Below are 20,726 nucleotides of genomic sequence, written 5' to 3' on the forward strand. Positions count from 1 at the left end.
ACGACCCGCCGCCGTGAGCCCCTCGACGCCGACAGCGCCCCGACCCCGGGGTAGGGTGTCGCCGGGCGTCCCGTGCGCCTGCGCGCGCCGCATCCAGCGGCGCTTCTCTTCCCCGTCCTCAGGAGACCGAGTGCTCAGCGCGTTCATGCAGGCGTTCAGGACGCCCGACCTGCGGCGAAAGCTGCTCTTCACCCTGGGCATCATGGCCCTGTTCCGCCTCGGCTCCGTCGTGCCCACCCCGGGCGTCGACCTCGCCAACGTCCAGCAGTGCGTCGGCGAGAGCGAGGACGCGGGCCTGCTGAGCCTCATCAACGTCTTCTCCGGTGGAGCGCTGCTCCAGCTGAGCGTCTTTGCGCTGGGCATCATGCCCTACATCACCGCGTCGATCATCATCCAGCTGCTCCGCGTCGTCATCCCCCGGTTCGAGGAGCTCCACAAGGAGGGGCAGGCGGGCACCGCCAAGCTCACCGAGTACACGCGCTACCTCACCATCGGGCTCGGCGTCCTGCAGTCCGCGACGATCGTCGCGACCGCCGCCAACGGCAACCTCTTCACCGGGTGCTCCGTCGACGTCATCCCGAACGACGGCCCCGTCACGCTCGCGCTCATGATCATCACGATGACCGCCGGGACGGGCCTGATCATGTGGCTCGGCGAGCTCATCACCGAGCGCGGCATCGGCAACGGCATGTCCCTGCTGATCTTCACGTCCATCGTGGCCCGGATGCCGCAGAACCTGTTCTCCATCATCGGGGGCAACGGCGGCTTCGCGAAGTTCCTCGGCGTCGTCGTCATCATCCTCATCGCCACCCTGGCCGTCGTCTTCGTCGAGCAGGCCACGCGCCGCATCCCGGTCCAGTACGCCAAGCGGATGATCGGTCGGCGGCAGTACGGCGGCTCCACGACCTACATCCCGATCAAGATCAACACCGCGGGCGTCATCCCGGTCATCTTCGCCTCGTCGATCCTGGCCATGCCGCAGCTCGTCGCCCAGTTCGCCAAGCCGACCTCCGGCTGGGTGCAGTGGGTGTCGAACAACCTCCAGCAGACCGACACGATCTACCTCATCGGCTACGGCCTGCTCATCCTCTTCTTCACGTTCTTCTACACGGCGATCACCTTCGACCCGGAGGAGATCGCTGACAACATGAAGAAGTACGGGGGCTTCATCCCCGGCGTCCGCGCCGGCGAGCCCACCGTCCGCTACCTGTCCTACGTCATCGATCGCGTGACGACGGCCGGCAGCGCCTACCTCGTCGTGCTGGCCCTCCTGCCGACCATCGCGGTCACGGTCATGGGCTTGTCGCAGAACCTCCCGTTCGGCGGCACGACGATCCTCATCATGGTGGGAGTCGGGCTCCAGACCGTCAAGGAGATCAACTCCCAGCTCCAGCAGCGCCACTACGAAGGGTTCCTCTCATGAGCGCACGCATGGTCCTCCTCGGCCCTCCCGGGGCCGGCAAGGGCACCCAGGCCGCCCGCATCTCCGAGCGTCTCGGCATCCCCGCCATCTCGACGGGCGACATCTTCCGCGCCAACGTCGCGGGGGAGACCGAGCTCGGCAAGCAGGCCAAGCAGTACATGGACAAGGGCGAGTACGTCCCCGACTCCGTCACGAACGCGATGGTCAAGGACCGCATCGCGCAGGACGACGCAGCCGAGGGCTTCCTCCTCGACGGCTACCCCCGCACCGAGGCCCAGGTGAACGAGCTCGACGCCATGCTCGCCGAGGCCGGCCTCGCCCTCGACGTCGTGCTCGAGATCACCGCCGACAACGAGGTCGTCGTCGAGCGCCTCCTCAAGCGCGCCAGCGAGCAGAACCGCGCCGACGACACCGAGCCCGTCATCCGCCGCCGCCTCGAGGTCTACGCGGGGCAGACCGCGCCCCTCGCCGCGCTCTACGAGGCCAAGGGCCTCCTCGTGCGCGCCGACGGCATCGGCGCGGTCGACGAGGTCACCGAGCGCATCATGACGGCCCTCGAGGCCGCCGGCGTCCGAGCCTGACGCCACGGCCCGACGGCGCCCCGCCGCCAGGCCCGCCGCTGCGGCGGCACCCGCACAGCAGCCCGGCGTCCCGACGCCGACCCCGGCGCCCGACCGGGTCCCCTCCCCACCGCTGCGCACCCAACGCGAGAGAGCACCGAACGAGGAGGAGACCGTGCTGTCACGGGAGCACATCCAGATCAAGACCAGGGACCAGGTCCTGCGCATGCGCGAGGCCGGACTCGTCGTCGCCGACATCCACGCCGCCCTGCGCGAGGCGGTCCGCCCCGGCACGACGACCGCCGAGCTCGACGCCGTCTCCGCCGCGGCCATCGAGCGCGGCGGGGCCCGGTCCAACTTCCTGGGCTACGAGGGCTACCCGGCCACGGTCTGCGTCTCGGTCAACGACGAGGTCGTCCACGGCATCCCGGGCGAGCGCGTCCTCGAGGCCGGTGACCTCGTCACCTTCGACTGCGGCGCCTACGTCACCGACGACGACGGCACCCAGTGGCACGGCGACGCCGCCTTCACCACCGTCGTCGGCGGCCGCTACGCCAGCGAGGCCGACCGCGTCCTCGACACCACGACCCGCGAGGCCCTGTGGGCCGCGATCGCCGCCGTCGCCCGCGCCGCCGCGGGGGAGGCCCGGGGCCGCGACGAGCGCCTCAACGTCGTCGGGGACTCCGTCGAGCGGGTCGTCGCGGAAGCCTCCCTGCGCGAGGGCGTCCCGCTCGGGATCCTCGAGGACTACGTCGGGCACGGCATCGGCACCGCCATGCACATGGACCCCGACGTCCTCAACTACTCGGTCAAGCGCCGCGGACCGCGACTGCGCACCGGCATGGTCATCGCCATCGAGCCGATGCTCACGGCCGGCGGGCCCGAGGTGCGCGAGCTCGACGACGGCTGGACCGTCGTCACCGAGGACGGCTCCCGCGCCGCCCAGTGGGAGCACACCGTCGCCATCGTCCCCGGCGGGGTCTGGGTCCTCACGGCGCCGGACGGCGGTTTCGAGGGGCTGGCGCCCCACGGCATCGAGCCCCGTCCCCTCGTCTGACGCGCCGGCCCGGCCCGGATACGGGCGGCCCGCAGCGGTGCCGGCCGGGGGAGCGCCCTCCCGCCCCGCCGCGTCCCCGCTCCGCGGTGTGTCCAGGAGCACCGGGGGAGTGGCCGTTCTCGCATGGAACGCGGCGGCGCGCCTGCCGTATTGTTGGCAGTCGGTGCGCCCGACGGTCCGGAGCGCCCGGCCCCGTTCGCACGGGCGCCGGACCGGGACCGCACGCGCCGTCCGGCGACGTCGTCGCCGGGACCACTCGAGCGAGAAAGCACCGATGGAGGAACATGGCTAAGAAGGACGGCGTCATCGAGGTCGAGGGATCGGTCGTCGAGGCCCTTCCGAACGCGATGTTCCGGGTGGAGCTGAGCAACGGGCACGTCGTGCTCGCGCACATCTCCGGCAAGATGCGGCAGCACTACATCCGCATCCTCCCCGAGGACCGCGTGGTCGTCGAGCTGAGCCCGTACGACCTCTCCCGCGGCCGCATCGTCTACCGGTACAAGTGACAGTCCTCCCCGTGAGGGGATGACGGAGGAACATCATGAAGGTCAAGCCGAGCGTCAAGAAGATCTGTGACAACTGCAAGGTGATTCGTCGCCACGGCCGTGTCATGGTCATCTGCGAGAACCCGCGGCACAAGCAGCGCCAGGGCTGAGGCCCGCCGCTGCCGGTCGCTGAGGACGAGGTCCCAGCGGCCACCCACAAGCACCCACCCCAGCGGACCCGCCGAGCGCGGGCCGCAACCCCCGGTTCCTGGAGGCCGGGGCCGCCGAACAAGGGTGGCGGGGGAGGTGGGCGACGACCTCCGGGAGCACACAGGAGAACCACACCGTGGCACGCATTTCCGGTGTCGACCTGCCTCGCGAGAAGCGAGTCGAGGTCGCACTCACGTACATCTTCGGGATCGGCCGCACGCGCGCGGACGAGACCCTCGCGGCGACCGGGGTCAACCCCGACACCCGCGTCAAGGACCTGACCGAGGACGACCTCGTCAAGCTCCGCAACCACATCGAGGCCAGCTACCAGGTCGAGGGCGACCTCCGCCGCGAGGTCCAGGCGGACATCCGCCGCAAGATCGAGATCGGCTGCTACCAGGGCCTGCGCCACCGCCGCCACCTCCCGGTGCACGGGCAGCGCACCAAGACCAACGCGCGCACGCGCAAGGGTCCCAAGCGCACCGTGGCCGGTAAGAAGAAGGCCAAGTAAGCAGTAGTCCACGACGCCGGGCCCCAGGGCCCGCCGTGGATCGACGACCTCATCGCAGAAGAAGGAAACATGCCTGCCAAGTCCCGTTCCGCCGTGCGCAAGCCGCGCCGCAAGGACCGTAAGAACGTCACTCACGGTCACGCCTACATCAAGTCCACCTTCAACAACACCATCGTGTCCCTCACGGACCCGACCGGCGCCGTCATCGCCTGGGCCTCCTCCGGCCAGGTCGGCTTCAAGGGCTCCCGCAAGTCCACGCCGTACGCCGCCCAGCTCGCCGCCGAGGCCGCCGCGCGTCGCGCGCAGGAGCACGGCATGAAGAAGATCGACGTCTTCGTCAAGGGTCCGGGCTCCGGCCGCGAGACCGCGATCCGCTCCCTCCAGGCCGCCGGCCTCGAGGTCGGCTCCATCACGGACGTCACCCCCCAGGCCCACAACGGCTGCCGCCCCCCGAAGCGTCGCCGCGTCTGAGACCACGAGGCCGACGCCGCCCCCGCCACCGCGAGGCGCCGGCGTCGGCCGCATCGCGCCCGCCCCACCGGGGCCCGCGCGGGCGGAGGCCGAGGCTCTCCCGGCCAGCCGCCCACCCATGAGGAACGACGTCATATAGCGGGCGTCGCGACGAAAGGAAACCTTCAGTGCTCATCGCACAGCGACCCACTCTCTCCGAGGAGGTCATCGAGGAGGACCGCCGCTCGCGGTTCGTCATCGAGCCCCTCGAGCCCGGCTTCGGCTACACGCTCGGCAACTCCCTGCGCCGCACGCTGCTGTCGTCCATCCCGGGCGCGGCCGTGACCAGCGTCCGCATCGACGGCGTGCCCCACGAGTTCCGCACCATCGCCGGGGTCAAGGAGGATGTCGCCCAGATCATCCTCAACATCAAGGAGATCGTCCTCTCCTCGGAGAACGACGAGCCGGTCGTCATGTACCTGCGCAAGTCGGGCCCGGGCGTCGTCACCGCCGGCGACATCACCCCGCCCGCCGGCGTCCAGATCCACAACGAGGACCTTGTCATCGCCACTCTCAACGAGAAGGGCAAGCTCGAGATCGAGCTGACGGTCGAGCGCGGCCGCGGCTACGTCTCCGCCAACCAGAACAAGGACCCGAACGCGGAGATCTCCCGGATCCCCGTGGACTCGATCTACTCGCCGGTCAAGAAGGTCTCCTACGCCGTCGAGGCGACCCGTGTCGAGCAGCGCACGGACTTCGACCGCCTCGTCGTCGACGTCGAGACGAAGGCCTCCATCACCCCGCGCGACGCGCTGGCCTCCGCCGGCAAGACGCTCGTCGAGCTCTTCGGGCTCGCCCGCGAGCTCAACGTCGAGGCCGAGGGCATCGAGGTCGGTCCGTCCCCGATGGACCAGGCCCTCCAGCAGGACCTCGCCCTCATGATCGACGAGCTCGACCTGCAGGCACGCTCCTCGAACGCCCTCAAGCGCGAGGGCATCCACACCGTCGGTGAGCTCGTCGCGCGCAGCGAGGCGGACCTCCTCGACATCCGCAACTTCGGTGCCAAGTCCATCTCCGAGATCAAGGAGAAGCTGGCCGAGCTGGGTCTGTCCCTCAAGGGCTCCCCGGTCGACTACGTCTCGGAGGACGACTACACCAACCCCACGTTCAGCGACGAGCAGCAGGCCTGAGCCCGCTCGCCTTTCTACTAGGAGACAACAATGCCTCGCCCCACCAAGGGTCCCCGCCTGGGCGGCTCCGCCCAGCACGAGCGCCACATGCTGGCCAACCTGGCCACGCAGCTCTTCATCCACGAGTCCATCACGACCACGGAGGCCCGCGCCCGTCGCCTGCGCCCCTACGTCGAGAAGCTCATCACCAAGGGCAAGCGCGGCGACCTCCACGCCCGTCGCACCGTCCTCAAGAAGGTCACGGACAAGCAGGCCGTGTACCGCCTCTTCGAGGAGCTCGCCCCGCAGCTCGAGGGTCGCGACGGCGGTTACACCCGCATCGTGAAGACCGCGCCGCGCAAGGGCGACAACGCCCCCATGGCCGTCATCTCCCTCGTCCTCGAGCCGGTCGCCAAGAAGGAGGTCGTCAAGGACTCCGTCCAGACCGCCAAGAAGGCCGCCGACGCCGCCGTGGCGGAGGCTCCAGCCGAGGATACCGCCGAGGCCGCCGGCTTCGAGCCCGCCGGTGGCGCCGACGCCCAGAAGGCCGAGGCCTGACCCGGCCGCCGGTCCCAGCACCGCACGGAGCGCCCGCCCTCCCCTCGGGGAGGGCGGGCGCTCCGCCGTCCCCGGAGGACGTGGGCCCCGCTGCTCCGTGCGCAGCGACGGTCTCGGCGGGGCTCCGCGGTCCTCACTGGTCCCCGGTCGTCGTGAGGCCGGCCTCGCGCCCCGTTGCGGGCGCACGGCCCGGGTGCGGGCGGGGTGCGGAACGGCGGCGGGAAACCGCGGGACCGCGCGGACGCGCGCCCTTCTAGCCTCGAGGTGTTCTCATTCCCCGTGTCCCATGGAGACTCCCGTGAAGCTTCTCAAGAACACCCTCACCTCGGCCGCGGCCCTCGCGCTCGTCATCGCCCCCGTCGCGGTCGTCGCCTCGGCCCCCGCCCCGGCAGCCGCGGCGGACGCGGTCTCCCTGTCGAACGTCCAGGTCACGAACGAGACCGCGACCGCCTGGTCCACCGTCACCGTCTCCGCGGACTGGAGCGCCACCTCCCCGACGGCGGGCCAGACCTTCACCCTCAGCCTCGGGGAGGGTCTGCGCTGGCCTGCCGGCGTCGCCTTCCCCCTCACTGAGAAGAGCAACGGAGAGACCGTCGGCTCCTGCGTCGCGGCGGAGGGCTCCTCCGGTCTCGTGTGCACCCTCAACGCGAACGCGGAGAAGTGGGACACCCTCGAGGGCGGCGTCACCGCCTACGGCCAGATCACGAACGCCCTCGTCGGCAGGACCAGCTCGACGCTCACCGCATCCGGCAGGACCTATACCGTCGTCCCCGGTGACGGCGACGGTGACGGCGTCTGCGACGTCAACTGCGACGGCGTGACCCCGAACGTCCCCGACGGCACGACCAAGAAGTACGGCTGGTTGGAGAAGAAGCTCGCCGACGGCACGAGCGAGTTCGAGTGGGCCATCAACGTCACCGGCTCCACCTCCTACACCGTGTCGGACCCCGGCACCACGGTCGCCGGCGTCAGCTGCACCGACGGCTCCTGGGACGACGCGTACTCGCCGAGCCCCGCCGCCGTCATCGGGGACGGCACGGCCTCCTTCACCGCCCCGAGCACGACGACCGCCTGCCGGGTCACCGTCACCTCGACGACGACCGCCGACACCGCCACGAACACCGCGACCGTCAACGGCGCCACGCTCACCGCTGACGCCAGGGCCACCGCCCAGGGCGAGGGCTGGGCCTCGGGCGCCAACGCCCCGGTCTCCACGCCGACGCCGAGCGATACGCCCACCGGCACGCCGTCCCCGACGCCGTCCAGCGCCCCGTCCGCTACGACGAGCGCGACTCCCTCCGGCAACCCGAGCGCCTCCGTGACGCCGTCCGCCTCGGTCACCCCGTCGGTCTGCGCCTCCCCGGCCGCCTCCGCGAGCGAGAGCCTCGCGGCCTCAGCCACCGCGACCGCGAGCACGACCGGCTGCGCCACCGCCCCCGCCGTCCACGGCTCCACCACGACGACCCCGGGCACCACGTCCACCACGTCCACCACGGGCCGCTCGCTGGCCCGGACCGGTGCTGACGCGGGCCTCGGCCTCGCCGCCGTCGCCGCCCTCGGCGCCGGAGTCTCCGCCCTGGCCGTCTCCCGCCGCCGCGCCTGAGACCGCACCGGGCGCCAGAGCCCGGGCCTGAGACCTCGGAGGGGCCCGCCACCGGATCGACCGGTGACGGGCCCCTCGTCGTGCGCGTGCGCTCAGTCCCGCGTCATCGCCCAGCAGCGCGCCCCGCCGGTCATCCCGGCCTCGTTGGGGACGACGACGACGTCGTCGCCCATGCGCGCCAGCTGGGCCGGCGTGATCCGGCGCGAGTTGCCCCCGCCCAGGTAGAGCCGGTCCCACATGTACATGGGGCGCAGCGCCTCGACGACGCGGCGCACGCGGCGCGACCAGTGGGCGTCCCCGAGCCGCAGCCGCTCGTGCTCCCCGATGTAGTCGTCGTAGGTGAGCCCCCAGCGCACCGGTCCCTGCGAGACCTCGACGTGCGGGGCGAGGACCCCGTTGTCGAAGACCGCGTTCCCGAGCCCGGTCCCGAGCGTCACGATCATCTCGTGACCGTGCCCGGTGACGACCCCGGCGCCCGCCACCTCGGCGTCGTTGAGGACGAGCGCGGGCACGCCCAGGCGGTCCGAGACGGCGCGCCCCATGTCGAAGTGCGCCCACTCGTCGACGAGCTCGGGGAGCACCCGGGAGCGCGGGCCGTCCTTCGTGATGTAGTGCGGCGTCGCGACGACCACCCCGTGGCGGATCATGCCCGGCATGCCCACGGTCACCCTGTCGGCCGCGGGGAGCTGCTCGGCGAGCCCCGCGATCGTGTCGACGAGCTTCGTCGGCGGCAGCGGGTACGGCGTGGGGGTGCGGACGGCGCGGGAGGTGATCGTGCCCTCCCCGTCGAGGACGGAGGCCTTGATGCCGCCGCCGCCGCAGTCGACGGAGAGCGTGGAGGTCGTGGTCACCCGCACGACGCTACCGCTTCGTGGCCGGGCTCCGGGACGGCGCGGCGTCCGAGGCGTGGTCGAATGGGGCCATGATCGAGCAGACCGGACCGGACGCCCCCACCGCCGGCGCGCCCGACGTCTCCGGCGACGCCGCGGAGCGCGGCCAGGGGGCCGACGGGGAGCACCTGCGGGTACGCCTCGACCTCGCCTACGACGGCACCGCCTTCGCAGGCTGGGCCGCCCAGCCGGGCCTGCGGACCGTCGAGGGCGTCCTGGCCGACGCCCTCGCCACCGTCCTGCGCGAACCCGTCCGCCTCACCGTCGCCGGACGCACCGACTCCGGCGTCCACGCCGCCGCCCAGGTCGCCCATGTCGATGTGAGCCGCTCCGCCTGGGAGCGGCTCCCCGGCCGCTCCGACCGTGCGCCGCAGGCCGCCCTCCTCACGCGCCTCGCAGGCGTCCTCGCACGGGAGGCCGCCGCCTCCAGCGGGAGCCACGGCCTCGGCACCGTGCCCAGGGGCGCCTCCGACCTCGTCGTCGCCGGCGCCCGAACCGCGCCGCCGGGCTTCGACGCGCGCTTCTCCGCCCTCGAGCGCCGCTACGTCTACCGCATCGCCGACGGCGCGGGGGAGGGGCGGGCCGCGGCGCCGCGCGACCCCGCCCGCCGCGGCCAGGTCCTGTGGGTCCCCGACGTCCTCGACGTCGACGCCATGGCGGCCTCCGCCGCCCCGCTCCTCGGCGAGCACGACTTCCTCTCCTACTGCAAGCCGCGGGAGGGCGCCACCACCATCCGCACCCTCAAGCGCCTCGACTGGCGGCGGGAGCTCGACGGCCCCGACGCCGGGCTCGTCACCCTCACCGTCGTCGCCGACGCCTTCTGCCACTCCATGGTCCGCTCGCTCGTCGGCGCCGGCCTCGCCGTCGGGCAGGGGCGCAGGCCGGCCTCGTGGCCGGGCGATCTCCTCGCGGCCCGCAGCCGTGACGGCGCCGCGCCCGTCGCCCCGCCCCACGGGCTCACGCTCGAGGCGGTCTCCTACCCGCCCGACGCGGAGCTGGAGGTCCAGGCCGAGCGCGCCCGCGTCGTGCGGAGCCTGCCCGGCGGGGACTGCGGCTGCTGACCCGATGCCGGCCGGCTGCGGCGGGCAGGGCGGTCGGGACCGGGCGCCGGCGCGGGCGCCCGGACGAGGCGGACGCGTGGCGGGACTCACCCCGTCGGCGGCGCCTCATCCTTTGACCCTCTCGCTCGGGCGCCGGTATGGTGGGCAATCGTCGTGCAGCACGAGGTTGCGCGTCCGCGGTGCCGTCCCACTCGCCCCGGATCGCCAGTGCTCCGACCACTCACCTGACCATGGTGGTCACGCCGAACAGCGACGCTTCAACGCTTGATCGGCGCGTCCACTCGCCAAGAGAAACGAAGGCAACGCCCGTGCGCACGTACACACCGAAGCCCGGCGACGTCGAGAAGAACTGGTACGTCATCGACGCCACCGACGTCGTCCTCGGCCGCCTCGCGGCCCAGGCCGCGACCCTGCTCCGTGGGAAGCACAAGCCCCAGTTCGCCCCGAACGCGGACGCCGGCGACTACGTCGTCATCATCAACGCCGACAAGGTCGCCCTCACCAACGGCAAGGCCGACAAGAAGTTCGCCTACCGTCACTCGAACCACCCGGGCGGCCTCACCGCGACGTCCTACCGCGAGCTCCTGGCCACCCGCCCCGAGCTCGCTGTCGAGAAGGCCGTCAAGGGCATGCTGCCGCACACCAAGCTCGGCCGCGCCCAGCTGAAGAAGCTCAAGGTCTACGCCGGTGGAAACCACCCGCACGCGTCGCAGAACCCGCAGGCTTTCGAGATCACCCAGGTCGCCCAGTAAGCGCCCCGGCGCTCGGCACCCCGCGACAAGCAAAGGACATATCGTGGCTGAGACCACTGTCGACATCGACGCGCTGGACGAGGAGAACGCCCCCTCCAGCTACACCACTGAGACCGACGGCGCCTCCGTCGAGGGCCGCGGCCAGTCCGTGACCGCCCCCGGCGCCGGCCTGGGCCGCCGCAAGGAGGCCGTCGCCCGCGTCCGCCTCGTCCCCGGCACCGGCCAGTGGACGCTCAACGGCCGCACGCTCGAGGACTACTTCCCGAACAAGCTGCACCAGCAGCTCGTGCGCGCCCCCTTCACCATCCTCGACCTCGAGGGCCGCTTCGACGTCATCGCCCGCATCGACGGCGGCGGCATCTCCGGCCAGGCCGGCGCCCTGCGCCTCGGCATCGCCCGCGCCCTCAACGAGATCGATCGTGAGGCCAACCGCCCGACCCTCAAGAAGGCCGGCTTCCTCACCCGCGACGCCCGCATCGTCGAGCGCAAGAAGGCCGGTCTCCACAAGGCCCGCCGCGCCCCGCAGTACTCCAAGCGCTGATCGCGCGCCGGGGAGCCCCGGCCCGCCCCAGCAGCGCACGACGCCCCGCCACCCCGTCCTCGCGACGGCGTCGGCGGGGCGCCGTCGTACCCGCCTCCCGGGCGCGGGGCCCGTCGGGCTCGGCGGACGCGGTCCGGGCGGCGCGCGTCGGAGACGTTGTGAGCGAGCCGGTGCCGCCGCCCTCGGCGCCCCGGCGCCACGCGCACAGCCCCTGCCTCGCCGTCTCGCAGGCTCCGCCCGCCGCGCGTGGGATGATGGCCCCAGCCCACCCACAGGAGGAACGGAACCCATGGCACGACTCTTCGGCACCGACGGCGTGCGCGGACTGGCCAACGACCTGCTCACCCCCGCCCTCGCGGTCCAGCTCGGCGAGGCCGCCGCCAAGGTCCTCACCCGCGATACCCCCGCCTCGAAGCGCTCCCGCACCGGGCGCCCGCGCGCCATCGTCGGCCGCGACACCCGCGCCTCCGGCGAGTTCCTCGACCACGCCATCAGCGCCGGCCTGGCCTCCTCCGGCGTCGACGTCACCCGCGTCGGGATCCTCCCGACCCCCGCCATCGCGCACCTCACCGCCACGCAGGACATCGACCTCGGCGTCGTCATCTCCGCCTCCCACAACCCCTTCCAGGACAACGGCATCAAGTTCTTCGCCCGCGGCGGCTACAAGCTCGAGGACGCCGTCGAGGACGAGATCGCCTCACTCCTCGGCAAGGTCACCGACCTGCCCACCGGCGACGGCGTCGGCCGCGTCATCAAGGGCGAGACGGTCGCGGACCAGAACTACATCGGCCACCTCGTCGACTCCGTCGCCACCGACCTCGCGGGGCTGCGGATCGTCGTCGACGCCTCCAACGGCGCCGCCAGCAACGTCGGCCCCGCCGCGCTGCGCGCCGCCGGCGCCGAGGTCATCGTCATCAACGCCTCCCCGGACGGCCTCAACATCAACGACGCCTGCGGCTCCACCCACCCCGAGCAGCTCCAGCAGTACGTCCAGTTCGTCGGCGCCGACATGGGCGTGGCCTACGACGGCGACGCCGACCGCTGCCTCGCCGTCGACGCCGAGGGCACCCTCGTCGACGGCGACCAGATCATGGGCCTGCTCGCGGTCGGCATGAAGGAGGACGGGACCCTCGGCTCCGACACCCTCGTCGTCACCGTCATGAGCAACCTCGGCCTCATCCTCGCCATGAAGGAGCACGGCATCCGCACCGTGCAGACCGGCGTCGGAGACCGCTACGTCCTGGAGAAGATGCTCCAGGGCGGCTACACCCTCGGCGGTGAGCAGTCCGGCCACGTCATCGACTCGCTCCACGCCACCACCGGGGACGGCGTCCTCACGTCGCTGCGCGTCGCCGCCCGCATGAAGCGCACCGGCAAGAGCCTCAAGGAGCTCGCCTCCATCGTCCAGCGCCTGCCGCAGACCCTCATCAACGTCAAGGGCGTCGACAAGGGCGCCGCAGGCACCAACAAGGCCGTCCAGGACGCCGTGGCCGCCGCCGAGCAGCGCCTCGGCGAGACCGGCCGCGTCCTCCTGCGCCCCTCGGGCACCGAGCCGCTCGTGCGCGTCATGGTCGAGGCCGCCACCCAGGAGGAGGCCGACGCCGTCGCCGGCGAGCTCGCCCAGGTCGTTCAGGCCAACCTCGCCCTCTGACGCCGAGATCGGGACGTCCTGACTCTGAGATCGGGCGGTTCTCCCCAGCCGGGGAGAACCGCCCGATCTCGTGGTTCAGATGTCCCGATCTCGAGGTCAGGACGTCCCGATCTCGCGGGGAGGCGGTGAGGCGCCCGACCGGGCCACCTGCCCAGCGCGGCGCTCAGGCCTTGCGCAGGAGCACCTTGGAGACGTGGTGGTGCTCGTCCTTGTGGAGCACGAGGGTCGCCCGCCCACGCGTCGGCGCGATGTTCTCCCTCAGGTTCGTGAGGTTGACGGACTCCCAGACCTCGTTCGCGGCGGTCACCGCGACGTCGTCGGGGATCGACGCGTAGCGCTGGAAGTAGGACTCCGGGTCCTCGAAGGCCGTGTGCTTGAGCGTGAGGAAGCGGTCGAGGTACCAGCGCCGGATGTGCTCGGGGTCGGCGTCGACGTAGATCGAGAAGTCGATGAAGTCGCTCACCGCCAGCGCCGAGGAGCTCACGCGCGCCCCGGGCACCCCGGAGACCGACGGCGCCGAGACCGCGGCGGGCTCCGCCTCGAGGGCCTGGCGGCCGCGCGGCGCCGGCTGGAGGACGTTGAGCCCCTCGAGGACGAGGACGTCGGGGCGCTCCACCGTGATCGACTCGCCGGGGACGACGTCGTAGACCTTGTGGGAGTAGACCGGCGCCTCGACCCGCGGCGCGCCGGACTTCACGGAGGAGACGAAGTCGAGGAGGGCGCGGCGGTCGTAGGACTCCGGGAAGCCCTTCCGGGCGGTGAGCCCGCGCTCCTCGAGGACCGCGTTGGGCAGGAGGAAGCCGTCGGTCGTCACGAGGTCGACCCGCGGCGTCTCCGGGAAGCGGGAGAGCAGGTGGGCGATGAGGCGCGCCGTCGTCGACTTCCCGACGGCGACGGACCCGGCCACGGCGATGATGAAGGGGGTCGGCGGGACGTCGACGCCGAGGAAGCGGGAGGTGCGCCGCCCGCGCTCGCGGGTCGCGGTGATGTAGTCCTCGAGGAGGGCGGTCAGCGGCCGGTAGACGACGTCCACCTCGGGCAGGTCGATGGGGTCGCCGAGGCCCCGGAGCTTCTCGACGTCGGCCTGGGTCAGCGGCAGGGGCGCGGTCCGTGCGAGCGAGCGCCACTGGTCGCGGGTGAGCTCGACGTAGGGGGTGGGCGCGGGGGAGCCTTCGGGGCGGTCCGCGTTGGGGGAGACACTGGGGCGGTCCGGGGTGGGGGAGACGGCGGAGCGGTCCGGGGCGGGGCGCACGGAAGTCACCACACCAGTCTGACGCATCGCGAGCCACGAGGAGGGCATCCGCGCAGCTCCGCGCAGCCGGGCGGGAAACGTCACCCTCGTGCGCGCAACGCGCGTCGAAAGATCATTGAGCGTGCGCTGTTCTCATGCTTCGATCATTCCCATGTGTGGAATCGTCGGCCACGTCGGCCCCCTGTCACCCTCCGACCGCTCGCTCACCGTCCTCATGGACGGCCTGGGCCGCCTCGAGTACCGCGGCTACGACTCGGCGGGCGTGGCCCTCGTCGGCCCCGAGGGACTCGACGTCGTCAAGCGCGCCGGCAAGCTCGACAACCTGCGCGCGGCCCTCGTCGAGAACCCGCCCGCCCCCGCAGTCTCCGGCATCGGCCACACGCGCTGGGCCACCCACGGCGGCCCGACCACCGTCAACGCCCACCCGCACCGCGCCGGGAACCTCGCCGTCGTCCACAACGGCATCATCGAGAACTTCCGGCCCCTGCGCGCCGAGGTCGAGGAGGCCGGGCGCGTCCTCCTGTCCGACACGGACACCGAGGTCGCCGCCCACGTCCTCGACCTCGACCTGGCCTCCCGCCTCGAGGCCGCCGAGAACGAGGGCACCGCCCTCACCCAGGACCTCGTCGCCGACCTCCTTGTCGAGTCCATGCGCGCCGTCGCCCAGCGCCTCGAGGGCGCCTTCTCCCTCCTCGCCGTCACCCCGCTCGCCCCCGGCGTCATCGTCGCCGCGCGCCGCTCCAGCCCGCTCGTCATCGGCCTGGGCGAGGGCGAGAACTTCCTCGGCTCCGACGTCGCCGCCTTCGTCGCCTTCACCAAGCGCGCCGCCGAGGTCGACGACGACCAGGTCCTGCGCATCAGCGCCGACGAGGTCACCGTCTGGGACGCCGACGGCGACGTCATCGAGCCCCGCACCTGGGAGGTCTCCTGGGACGCCTCCGCCGCCGTCAAGGGCGGCTACGAGACCTTCATGGACAAGGAGATCCACGAGCAGCCCACAGCCGTCGCCGACACCCTGCGCGGCCGCGTCGACGAGAAGGGCGAGCTCGTCCTCGACGAGATGCGCATCGACCCCGCCGTCCTGCGCAGCGTCGACAAGATCATCGTCGTCGCCTGCGGCACCGCCTCCTACGCCGGACACGTCGCCAAGTACGCCATCGAGCACTGGTGCCGCGTCCCCGTCGAGATCGAGCTCGCCCACGAGTTCCGCTACCGCGACCCCATCGTCTCGGAGAAGACCCTCACCGTCGCCATCTCCCAGTCCGGCGAGACCATGGACACGATCCAGGCGGTCCGCCACGCCCGCGAGCAGGGCTCCAAGGTCCTCGCCATCGTCAACACCTACGGCTCCACGATCGCCCGCGAGGCGGACGCCGTCCTGTACACGCACGCCGGTCCCGAGGTCGCCGTCGCCTCGACGAAGGCCTTCCTCGCCCAGATCACCGCCTGCTACCTGCTCGGCCTCTACCTGGCCCAGCTGCGCGGCAACAAGTGGCCCGACGAGGTCGCCGACTACCTCGAGAACCTCGAGAGGATGCCGGAGAAGATCCAGCGCCTCCTCGACACCGAGGAGGAGTCCGTCAAGGCCCTCGGCGCCGAGCTCGCGGACAAGGACTCCTTCCTGTTCCTCGGCCGGCACGTCGGATACCCGGTGGCCCTCGAGGGCGCGCTCAAGCTCAAGGAGCTCGCCTACGTCCACGCGGAGGGCTTCGCGGCCGGAGAGCTCAAGCACGGCCCGATCGCGCTCGTCGAGGACGGTCTGCCGGTGTTCGTCATCGTCCCCACGCCGCGTCGCCCCGTCCTGCACGACAAGGTCATCTCCAACATCCAGGAGATCCGCGCCCGCGGCGCCCGCACCATCGTCATCGCCGAGGAGGGCGACGCCGCCGTCGAGCCCTTCGCCGACGACGTCGTCCGCGTCCCGCGCACGCCCACCCTCATGTGGCCGCTCCTCACGGTGGTCCCGCTGCAGCTCTTCGCCGCCTCCCTCGCCAAGGCGAAGGGCCTCGACGTCGACCAGCCGCGCAACCTGGCCAAGTCCGTCACCGTCGAGTGAGGCCGGGCGGCCGCCGGCTCGGGGGACCCGAGTCGGCGGCCCCGCACCTACGGCGCAGGGGCCCCGCACCGCCGGCGCGGTGCGGGGCTCCTGCGCGCTCGCGGCGAGGAACGGGACGGTGAGGCGGGAATCAGCCCTCGGCGACGACGAAGGCCTGCGCGAGCCGGGCGTCGTGGGCGAGCGCGAGGTGCCACCGGCGCGCGCCCAGCCGGGCGGCGGTGGCGGCCGCGACGCCGCTGAGGCGCAGCACCGGCGCCGCGCCCCGGCCCCCGCGCACCTCGATCTCCTGGAACGACCAGCCCCGCGGCGTCCGCTCGCCGCCAGCCGCCAGCGCGCTCCCGAGCGCCTTGAGCGCCGACTCCTTGGCGGCGAGGCGCGCCGCCACCGACTCGGTGCGCCCGGCGCAGACCGCGAGCTCCTCGGCGGTGAGGAGCCGCGAGGCGAGGGCAGGCGCCCGGCGCAGCCGCGCCTCCAGGCGCGCCACGTCCACGAGGTCGGTCCCGACGGCGATGATCACGGTACCAGTCTGCCCGACGGCGTAGCCGGGCCCACCGCGCTCGCGGAGCGCGCCCCGCCTGCCCGCAGCGCGCAGCTGCGCCGTCGGCGCGATGATGGGGCCGTGACCACCAGGACCGAACCGCGCACACTCGAGCCCCGCCGCGCCCACCGGGCCCGCGCCATCGCCGACGCCGAGGCGCCCCTGACCCGCGGCACGGACCGCTACATGGAGGCCGCCGCCCACGCCCTCGCCCTCGCCGCCGCCGAGGAGCTCCGCCTCGCCCGCGGCACCGTCCGGGGAGCCCGAGTCCTCCTCCTCGTCGGGGGCGGCCACAACGGCGGCGACGCCCTCCTCGCCGGGGCCCGACTGACCGCGCGCGGCTGCCGCGTCACCGCCCTCATGGCCACGGAGCACCCGCACGAGACCGCCCTCGAGCGGGCCCGGACCGCCCGCGTGGAGACCACTGCGGTGGGGGAGGAGGACGCCTCGGAGCGCGCCGCCGCGGCGCTCGCGACCGGCACCGACCTCGTCCTCGACGGCCTCACCGGCATCGGCGCCGCCGGCCCCCTCCGCCCCACGGCGGCCGCGCTGGTGGAACCGCTCATCGCCGCCGGGGAGCGGGGCGAGCGCCCCTTCCGGGTCCTCGCCGTCGACCTCCCCTCGGGCACCGGCGCCGACGACGGCGCCCTTCCCGGGCCCGTCCTCGCCGCCGACCGCACCGTCACCTTCACCTGTCCGCGCGGCGCCCACCTCCTCCCGCCCGCCGCGCGGCGCTGCGGCCTCCTCGACGTCGTCGACCTCGGTCTGCCCGCGCCCGCCGGGGAACCGCTCGTCGAGCGCCCCGCCGACGCGGATCTCGGCGCCCGCCTGCGCGTCCCCGGCGACGCCGACCATAAGTACACGCGCGGCGTCGTCGGCCTCCTCGCCGGGTCCGAGAGCTACCCGGGCGCCGCCGTCCTCGCCACGACCGCCGCCATCCGCGCCGGCGCCGGCATGGCCCGCGTCCTCGCGCCGCGCCGGGTCGTCGACCTCGTCCTGGCCTCACGGCCCGAGGCCGTCCCCGCCGCCGGACGCAGCCAGTGCCTCGTCGTCGGTCCCGGCACCGCCCCCACCGAGGACCCCGACGCCCCCGAGGCCGCCCGCACCGCAGAGCTCCGCGACGCGGTCGCGGGCGTTCTCGACGACCCCGCCCCCGCCGTCGTCGACGCCGGTGCCCTCCCGCTCCTGCCCGGTCTGCTCGGCGACGGGCGGCGCTGCGCAGCCGTCCACGTCCTCACCCCGCACGCCGGAGAGGCGGCCTCCCTCCTCACCGCGCTCGGCGAGGAGACCAACCGCGCCGGGGTCGACGCCGCACCGGGCGCCGCCGCGCGCGCACTCGCCTCACTCACCGGGGCGACCGTCGTGCTCAAGGGCACCCCCACCCTCGTCGCCAGGCCCGGCCGCGGGCCCGCCGACGCCGACGGGACCGCCGGCGCGCCACGCGACGAGCCAGGGGACGGGCCCCGGACCGCCGACGCGGACGGCGCCGCCCCCGACGCGCCCCTCCTGTCCCTGGACGCCGGACCCGGGTGGCTCGCCACCGCAGGCAGCGGCGACGTCCTCGCCGGCACCCTCGGAGCCCTCCTCGCCGCCGCCCGCGCCGACGAGGAGAACGGGCTCCGCCCCCTCGACCCCGCTGCGGTCGCGGCCCTGGCGGTCCGCCTCCACGCCGAGGCCGGGCGCCTGGCCTCCGAGCGCACGGGCGCCGCACCCGCCGGCGGACCGGTCGCGGCCCTCGACGTCGCCGAGGCGCTCCCGGCCGCCTGGCGGCTCCTCCACGACCGGGCCTGCTACGGCGCCGACTGAGCGGCCCGCCCGGGCGGACGCGGCCGTCGACCCGCGTGCTGCGAAGCGTCACAGGAGGGTCGCGGCCCGCCCGGGCGGGCGCGGCCGTCGCCGCCGCCCCGTGCGCGCCGGTGCCACAATGGCCCGCGTGAGCGAGCACAGCACCGCGGACAGGACCGAGCCGAGCGAAGGAACCGCACCCGAGGTCCAGGTCGTCGGGGGAGGAACCGCAGGACCGCTCGCCGGGGCCCCCACCGCCGCGACCTCCCGCGCCGTCATCGACCTCGACGCCCTCGCCCGCAACGCCCGCGTCCTCGCCGACGTCGCCGGCACCCCCTGGCTCGCCGTCGTCAAGGCCGACGCCTACGGCCACGGCATCGAGGCCGTCGCCACCACCTGCCTCGCCGCCGGCGCCACCTGGCTGGGCACCGCCCAGGTCGCCGAGGCCCTCCACCTGCGCGCCCTCCTCGACGCCCGCGGCACCTCCCGCCCCGAGCCCGGCCTCGACGCCGTGCCCACGCCCGACGCCCCACGTCTCCTCGCCTGGCTCGTCCCCTTCCTCACCCCCGAGCAGGCCGCCGCCCCCGGCTCCGCGCTCCGCCAGGCGCTCGCCGCGGGCATCGACCTCTCCGCCTCCACCCCCGCCCAGGTCGAGGCCCTCGCCGCCGCCGCCCGGGCGGAGGGCCGCCCCGCCCGCGTCCACCTCAAGGCCGACACCGGCATGTCCCGCGCCGGCGCCGTCGCCGAGGACGTGCCGGCCCTGGCCGCCGCCGCCCGCCGAGCCGAGGAGGAGGGCTTCCTCGACGTCGTCGGACTGTGGTCCCACCTCTCGCGCGCCGACGAGCCCGACTCCGGCTCCACCGAGGAGCACCTGGCCCGCTTCCGCGCCGCCGAGGCGTCCGTGCGCGCCGCCGGCCTCACCCCGCGCGTCCGCCACCTCGCCGCCACGGGCGGACTCCTGTGGCACCCCGACGCCCGCCTCGACCTCGTCCGCGCCGGCATCGGCCTGTACGGCCTGTCCCCGGACCCGAGCGTCGCGACCTCGTCCGAGCTCGGCCTCAGCCCCGTCATGCGCCTCGAGGCGCCCCTCGTCCAGGTCAAGCGGATCCCCGCCGGGCAGGCCGTCTCCTACGGCGGCACCTGGACCGCGCCCACCGACCGCTGGCTCGGGCTCGTGCCGCTCGGCTACTCCGACGGCCTGCCCCGCGCCGCCGCCTCCGCCGGCCCCGTCAGCGTCGGCGGCCTGCGCACCACCGTCGTCGGCAAGGTCTGCATGGACCAGGTCGTCATCGACCTCGGGCCCGCCGCCGACACCGAGGGAGAGCCCGTGCCCGCCCCGGCCGCCCCCGGCGACGTCGCCGTCCTGTGGGGCGACCCGGGCGCTCCCGGCGCCGACCCCGCCACACCCACCGCGGACGACTGGGCCGCCGTCTGCGGCACCATCAACTACGAGATCGTCACCCGTCTCGGTGCCCGCGTCCCGCGCGTCACCGCCGGCGACGGGCTCCCCGCGAGCCACTGAGCCGCCGACGAGCGGAACGGTGCCCGCGGCTTCGTCGCCGGGCCCCGCGCGGCTACAGTCACCACCGTCAGCACCACCCAGGAGCAGCAGTGAGCCAGAACCAGGACACCACCAACCGCGTCGTCATCGAGACGACCGACGCCGACGGCACCCGCGCCCTCGGCGAGCGCCTCGCCGCCCTCCTGCGCGCCGGCGACCTCGTCATGCTCTCGGGCGGCCTCGGCGCCGGCAAGACGACCCTCGCCCAGGGCGTCGGCGCCGCCATGGACGTGCGCGGCCGCGTCTCCAGCCCCACCTTCATCATCGCCCGCGTCCACCCCGCGCTCGGCGACGGCCCCGACCTCATCCACGTCGACGCCTACCGCCTCAACACCCTCGAGGAGATCGACGCCCTCGACCTCGACTCGTCCCTCGACGAGTCCGTCACCCTCGTCGAGTGGGGCGATGACAAGGTCGAGGGGCTCTCCCAGGACCGCCTCGAGATCGACGTCACCCGCCCCCACGGCGGCCTCGTCGACGACGGCGGGACCGCCGAGCCCGGCGTCACCGACCTCGACGGCGTCGACGACGGCCGACGCACCGTCACCGTCACCGCCCTCGGCCCGCGCTGGGCCGAGATCGACCTCAGCGTCCTCGACTCCTGAGAGTCAGA

The 20,726-nt window shown here is 73.7% G+C and carries 21 protein-coding genes; 18 read left to right on the forward strand and 3 right to left on the reverse strand.

The genetic code is table 11. The annotated features are described in order from the left end of the window. Positions 1 to 130: 130 nt before the first annotated feature. The 10 genes from secY (at position 131) to AXF14_RS07325 (ending at position 8,026) form a co-directional block, all read left to right on the forward strand. Complete coding sequence (gene secY / locus AXF14_RS07280) at positions 131 to 1,423, forward strand: preprotein translocase subunit SecY (protein WP_067942079.1); 1,293 nt, start codon at positions 131 to 133, stop codon at positions 1,421 to 1,423. Next, positions 1,420 to 2,004 (forward strand): adenylate kinase, encoded by a 585-nt coding sequence (locus tag AXF14_RS07285; RefSeq protein WP_236755338.1) that lies wholly within the window; start codon positions 1,420 to 1,422, stop codon positions 2,002 to 2,004. The genes secY and AXF14_RS07285 overlap by 4 nt, the downstream gene beginning before the upstream one ends. Before the next feature lie 154 nt (positions 2,005 to 2,158). After that, on the forward strand, positions 2,159 to 3,040 hold the full coding sequence (gene map / locus AXF14_RS07290) for a type I methionyl aminopeptidase (protein ID WP_084355437.1): 882 nt from the start codon (positions 2,159 to 2,161) through the stop codon (positions 3,038 to 3,040). A 284-nt stretch (positions 3,041 to 3,324) separates the two neighbouring features. Next, positions 3,325 to 3,546, forward strand: coding sequence for a translation initiation factor IF-1 (infA, locus tag AXF14_RS07295; protein WP_003781847.1), 222 nt, complete (start codon positions 3,325 to 3,327; stop codon positions 3,544 to 3,546). A gap of 35 nt (positions 3,547 to 3,581) precedes the next feature. Further along, on the forward strand, positions 3,582 to 3,695 hold the full coding sequence (gene rpmJ, locus AXF14_RS07300) for a 50S ribosomal protein L36 (RefSeq protein WP_005987264.1): 114 nt from the start codon (positions 3,582 to 3,584) through the stop codon (positions 3,693 to 3,695). A 176-nt stretch (positions 3,696 to 3,871) separates the two neighbouring features. Further along, on the forward strand, positions 3,872 to 4,246 hold the full coding sequence (rpsM, locus tag AXF14_RS07305; protein WP_067942083.1) for a 30S ribosomal protein S13: 375 nt from the start codon (positions 3,872 to 3,874) through the stop codon (positions 4,244 to 4,246). 69 nt (positions 4,247 to 4,315) lie between these two features. Continuing rightward, the gene (rpsK, locus tag AXF14_RS07310) at positions 4,316 to 4,717 is read left to right on the forward strand and encodes a 30S ribosomal protein S11 (RefSeq protein WP_067942085.1); all 402 of its coding nucleotides are present in this window, start codon (positions 4,316 to 4,318) and stop codon (positions 4,715 to 4,717) included. Positions 4,718 to 4,884: 167 nt separating this feature from the next. Further along, positions 4,885 to 5,886: a DNA-directed RNA polymerase subunit alpha gene (locus tag AXF14_RS07315; RefSeq protein WP_067942087.1), complete on the forward strand. Its 1,002-nt coding sequence runs from the start codon at positions 4,885 to 4,887 to the stop codon at positions 5,884 to 5,886. Positions 5,887 to 5,916: 30 nt separating this feature from the next. After that, a complete protein-coding gene (gene rplQ / locus AXF14_RS07320; RefSeq protein WP_067942088.1) occupies positions 5,917 to 6,423 on the forward strand; it encodes a 50S ribosomal protein L17 in 507 nt (168 codons plus the stop codon). 298 nt (positions 6,424 to 6,721) lie between these two features. Further along, a complete protein-coding gene (locus AXF14_RS07325) occupies positions 6,722 to 8,026 on the forward strand; it encodes a hypothetical protein (RefSeq protein WP_067942089.1) in 1,305 nt (434 codons plus the stop codon). Positions 8,027 to 8,118: 92 nt separating this feature from the next. On the opposite strand, the gene AXF14_RS07330 is transcribed toward AXF14_RS07325, so the two are convergent. Beyond that, the gene (locus AXF14_RS07330) at positions 8,119 to 8,877 is read right to left on the reverse strand and encodes an ROK family protein (protein ID WP_067942090.1); all 759 of its coding nucleotides are present in this window, start codon (positions 8,875 to 8,877) and stop codon (positions 8,119 to 8,121) included. Positions 8,878 to 8,948: 71 nt separating this feature from the next. Between AXF14_RS07330 and AXF14_RS07335 the strand changes: the two genes are divergently transcribed. The 4 genes from AXF14_RS07335 to glmM all read left to right on the forward strand — a co-directional run bounded on the left by AXF14_RS07335 (position 8,949) and on the right by glmM (position 12,921). Continuing rightward, positions 8,949 to 9,977, forward strand: coding sequence for a tRNA pseudouridine synthase A (locus AXF14_RS07335; protein ID WP_084355438.1), 1,029 nt, complete (start codon positions 8,949 to 8,951; stop codon positions 9,975 to 9,977). Between the two features lie 308 nt (positions 9,978 to 10,285). Next, positions 10,286 to 10,729, forward strand: a complete 444-nt coding sequence (gene rplM, locus AXF14_RS07340) for a 50S ribosomal protein L13 (protein WP_067942092.1) — start codon at positions 10,286 to 10,288, stop codon at positions 10,727 to 10,729. A gap of 43 nt (positions 10,730 to 10,772) precedes the next feature. Continuing rightward, on the forward strand, positions 10,773 to 11,270 hold the full coding sequence (gene rpsI / locus AXF14_RS07345) for a 30S ribosomal protein S9 (RefSeq protein ID WP_067942094.1): 498 nt from the start codon (positions 10,773 to 10,775) through the stop codon (positions 11,268 to 11,270). Between the two features lie 289 nt (positions 11,271 to 11,559). Then, complete coding sequence (gene glmM / locus AXF14_RS07350) at positions 11,560 to 12,921, forward strand: phosphoglucosamine mutase (RefSeq protein WP_067942096.1); 1,362 nt, start codon at positions 11,560 to 11,562, stop codon at positions 12,919 to 12,921. A gap of 163 nt (positions 12,922 to 13,084) precedes the next feature. Here glmM and coaA read toward each other — a convergent pair whose 3' ends face one another. Next, complete coding sequence (gene coaA / locus AXF14_RS07355) at positions 13,085 to 14,200, reverse strand: type I pantothenate kinase (RefSeq protein ID WP_084355675.1); 1,116 nt, start codon at positions 14,198 to 14,200, stop codon at positions 13,085 to 13,087. Positions 14,201 to 14,324: 124 nt separating this feature from the next. On the opposite strand from coaA, the gene glmS reads away from it, so the two are divergent. Then, entirely contained in the window at positions 14,325 to 16,229 is a 1,905-nt protein-coding gene (gene glmS / locus AXF14_RS07360) for a glutamine--fructose-6-phosphate transaminase (isomerizing) (protein ID WP_067942100.1), read from the forward strand. Between the two features lie 130 nt (positions 16,230 to 16,359). Here the strand turns inward: glmS and acpS are convergent, their stop codons facing one another. Continuing rightward, positions 16,360 to 16,746 carry a holo-ACP synthase gene (gene acpS, locus AXF14_RS07365; RefSeq protein WP_084355439.1) on the reverse strand — a complete coding sequence of 129 codons (387 nt, stop codon included), beginning with the start codon at positions 16,744 to 16,746 and terminating at the stop codon, positions 16,360 to 16,362. Between the two features lie 102 nt (positions 16,747 to 16,848). Here acpS and AXF14_RS07370 point away from each other — a divergent pair, with 102 nt between their 5' ends. The 3 genes from AXF14_RS07370 to tsaE all read left to right on the forward strand — a co-directional run bounded on the left by AXF14_RS07370 (position 16,849) and on the right by tsaE (position 20,718). After that, entirely contained in the window at positions 16,849 to 18,573 is a 1,725-nt protein-coding gene (locus AXF14_RS07370; RefSeq protein WP_236755344.1) for an NAD(P)H-hydrate epimerase, read from the forward strand. Between the two features lie 256 nt (positions 18,574 to 18,829). Continuing rightward, complete coding sequence (gene alr / locus AXF14_RS07375) at positions 18,830 to 20,074, forward strand: alanine racemase (protein ID WP_067944180.1); 1,245 nt, start codon at positions 18,830 to 18,832, stop codon at positions 20,072 to 20,074. Positions 20,075 to 20,163: 89 nt separating this feature from the next. Next, complete coding sequence (tsaE, locus tag AXF14_RS07380; RefSeq protein WP_067942106.1) at positions 20,164 to 20,718, forward strand: tRNA (adenosine(37)-N6)-threonylcarbamoyltransferase complex ATPase subunit type 1 TsaE; 555 nt, start codon at positions 20,164 to 20,166, stop codon at positions 20,716 to 20,718. Positions 20,719 to 20,726 lie beyond the last annotated feature (8 nt).

The sequence above is a fragment of the Actinomyces radicidentis genome (assembly GCF_001553565.1).
Classification (GTDB): Bacteria; Actinomycetota; Actinomycetes; order Actinomycetales; family Actinomycetaceae; genus Actinomyces; species Actinomyces radicidentis.

What these genes read in the sequence shown, in the direction of transcription:
- AXF14_RS07285 (WP_236755338.1), top strand. Translation starts at nt 1,420, where the DNA reads ATGAGCGCACGCATGGTCCTCCTCGGCCCTCCCGGGGCCGGCAAGGGC.
- infA (WP_003781847.1), top strand. Translation starts at nt 3,325, where the DNA reads ATGGCTAAGAAGGACGGCGTCATCGAGGTCGAGGGATCGGTCGTCGAG.
- rpmJ (WP_005987264.1), top strand. Translation starts at nt 3,582, where the DNA reads ATGAAGGTCAAGCCGAGCGTCAAGAAGATCTGTGACAACTGCAAGGTG.
- rpsK (WP_067942085.1), top strand. Translation starts at nt 4,316, where the DNA reads ATGCCTGCCAAGTCCCGTTCCGCCGTGCGCAAGCCGCGCCGCAAGGAC.
- rplQ (WP_067942088.1), top strand. Translation starts at nt 5,917, where the DNA reads ATGCCTCGCCCCACCAAGGGTCCCCGCCTGGGCGGCTCCGCCCAGCAC.
- AXF14_RS07335 (WP_084355438.1), top strand. Translation starts at nt 8,949, where the DNA reads ATGATCGAGCAGACCGGACCGGACGCCCCCACCGCCGGCGCGCCCGAC.
- glmM (WP_067942096.1), top strand. Translation starts at nt 11,560, where the DNA reads ATGGCACGACTCTTCGGCACCGACGGCGTGCGCGGACTGGCCAACGAC.
- coaA (WP_084355675.1), bottom strand. Translation starts at nt 14,200, where the DNA reads ATGCGTCAGACTGGTGTGGTGACTTCCGTGCGCCCCGCCCCGGACCGC.
- glmS (WP_067942100.1), top strand. Translation starts at nt 14,325, where the DNA reads ATGTGTGGAATCGTCGGCCACGTCGGCCCCCTGTCACCCTCCGACCGC.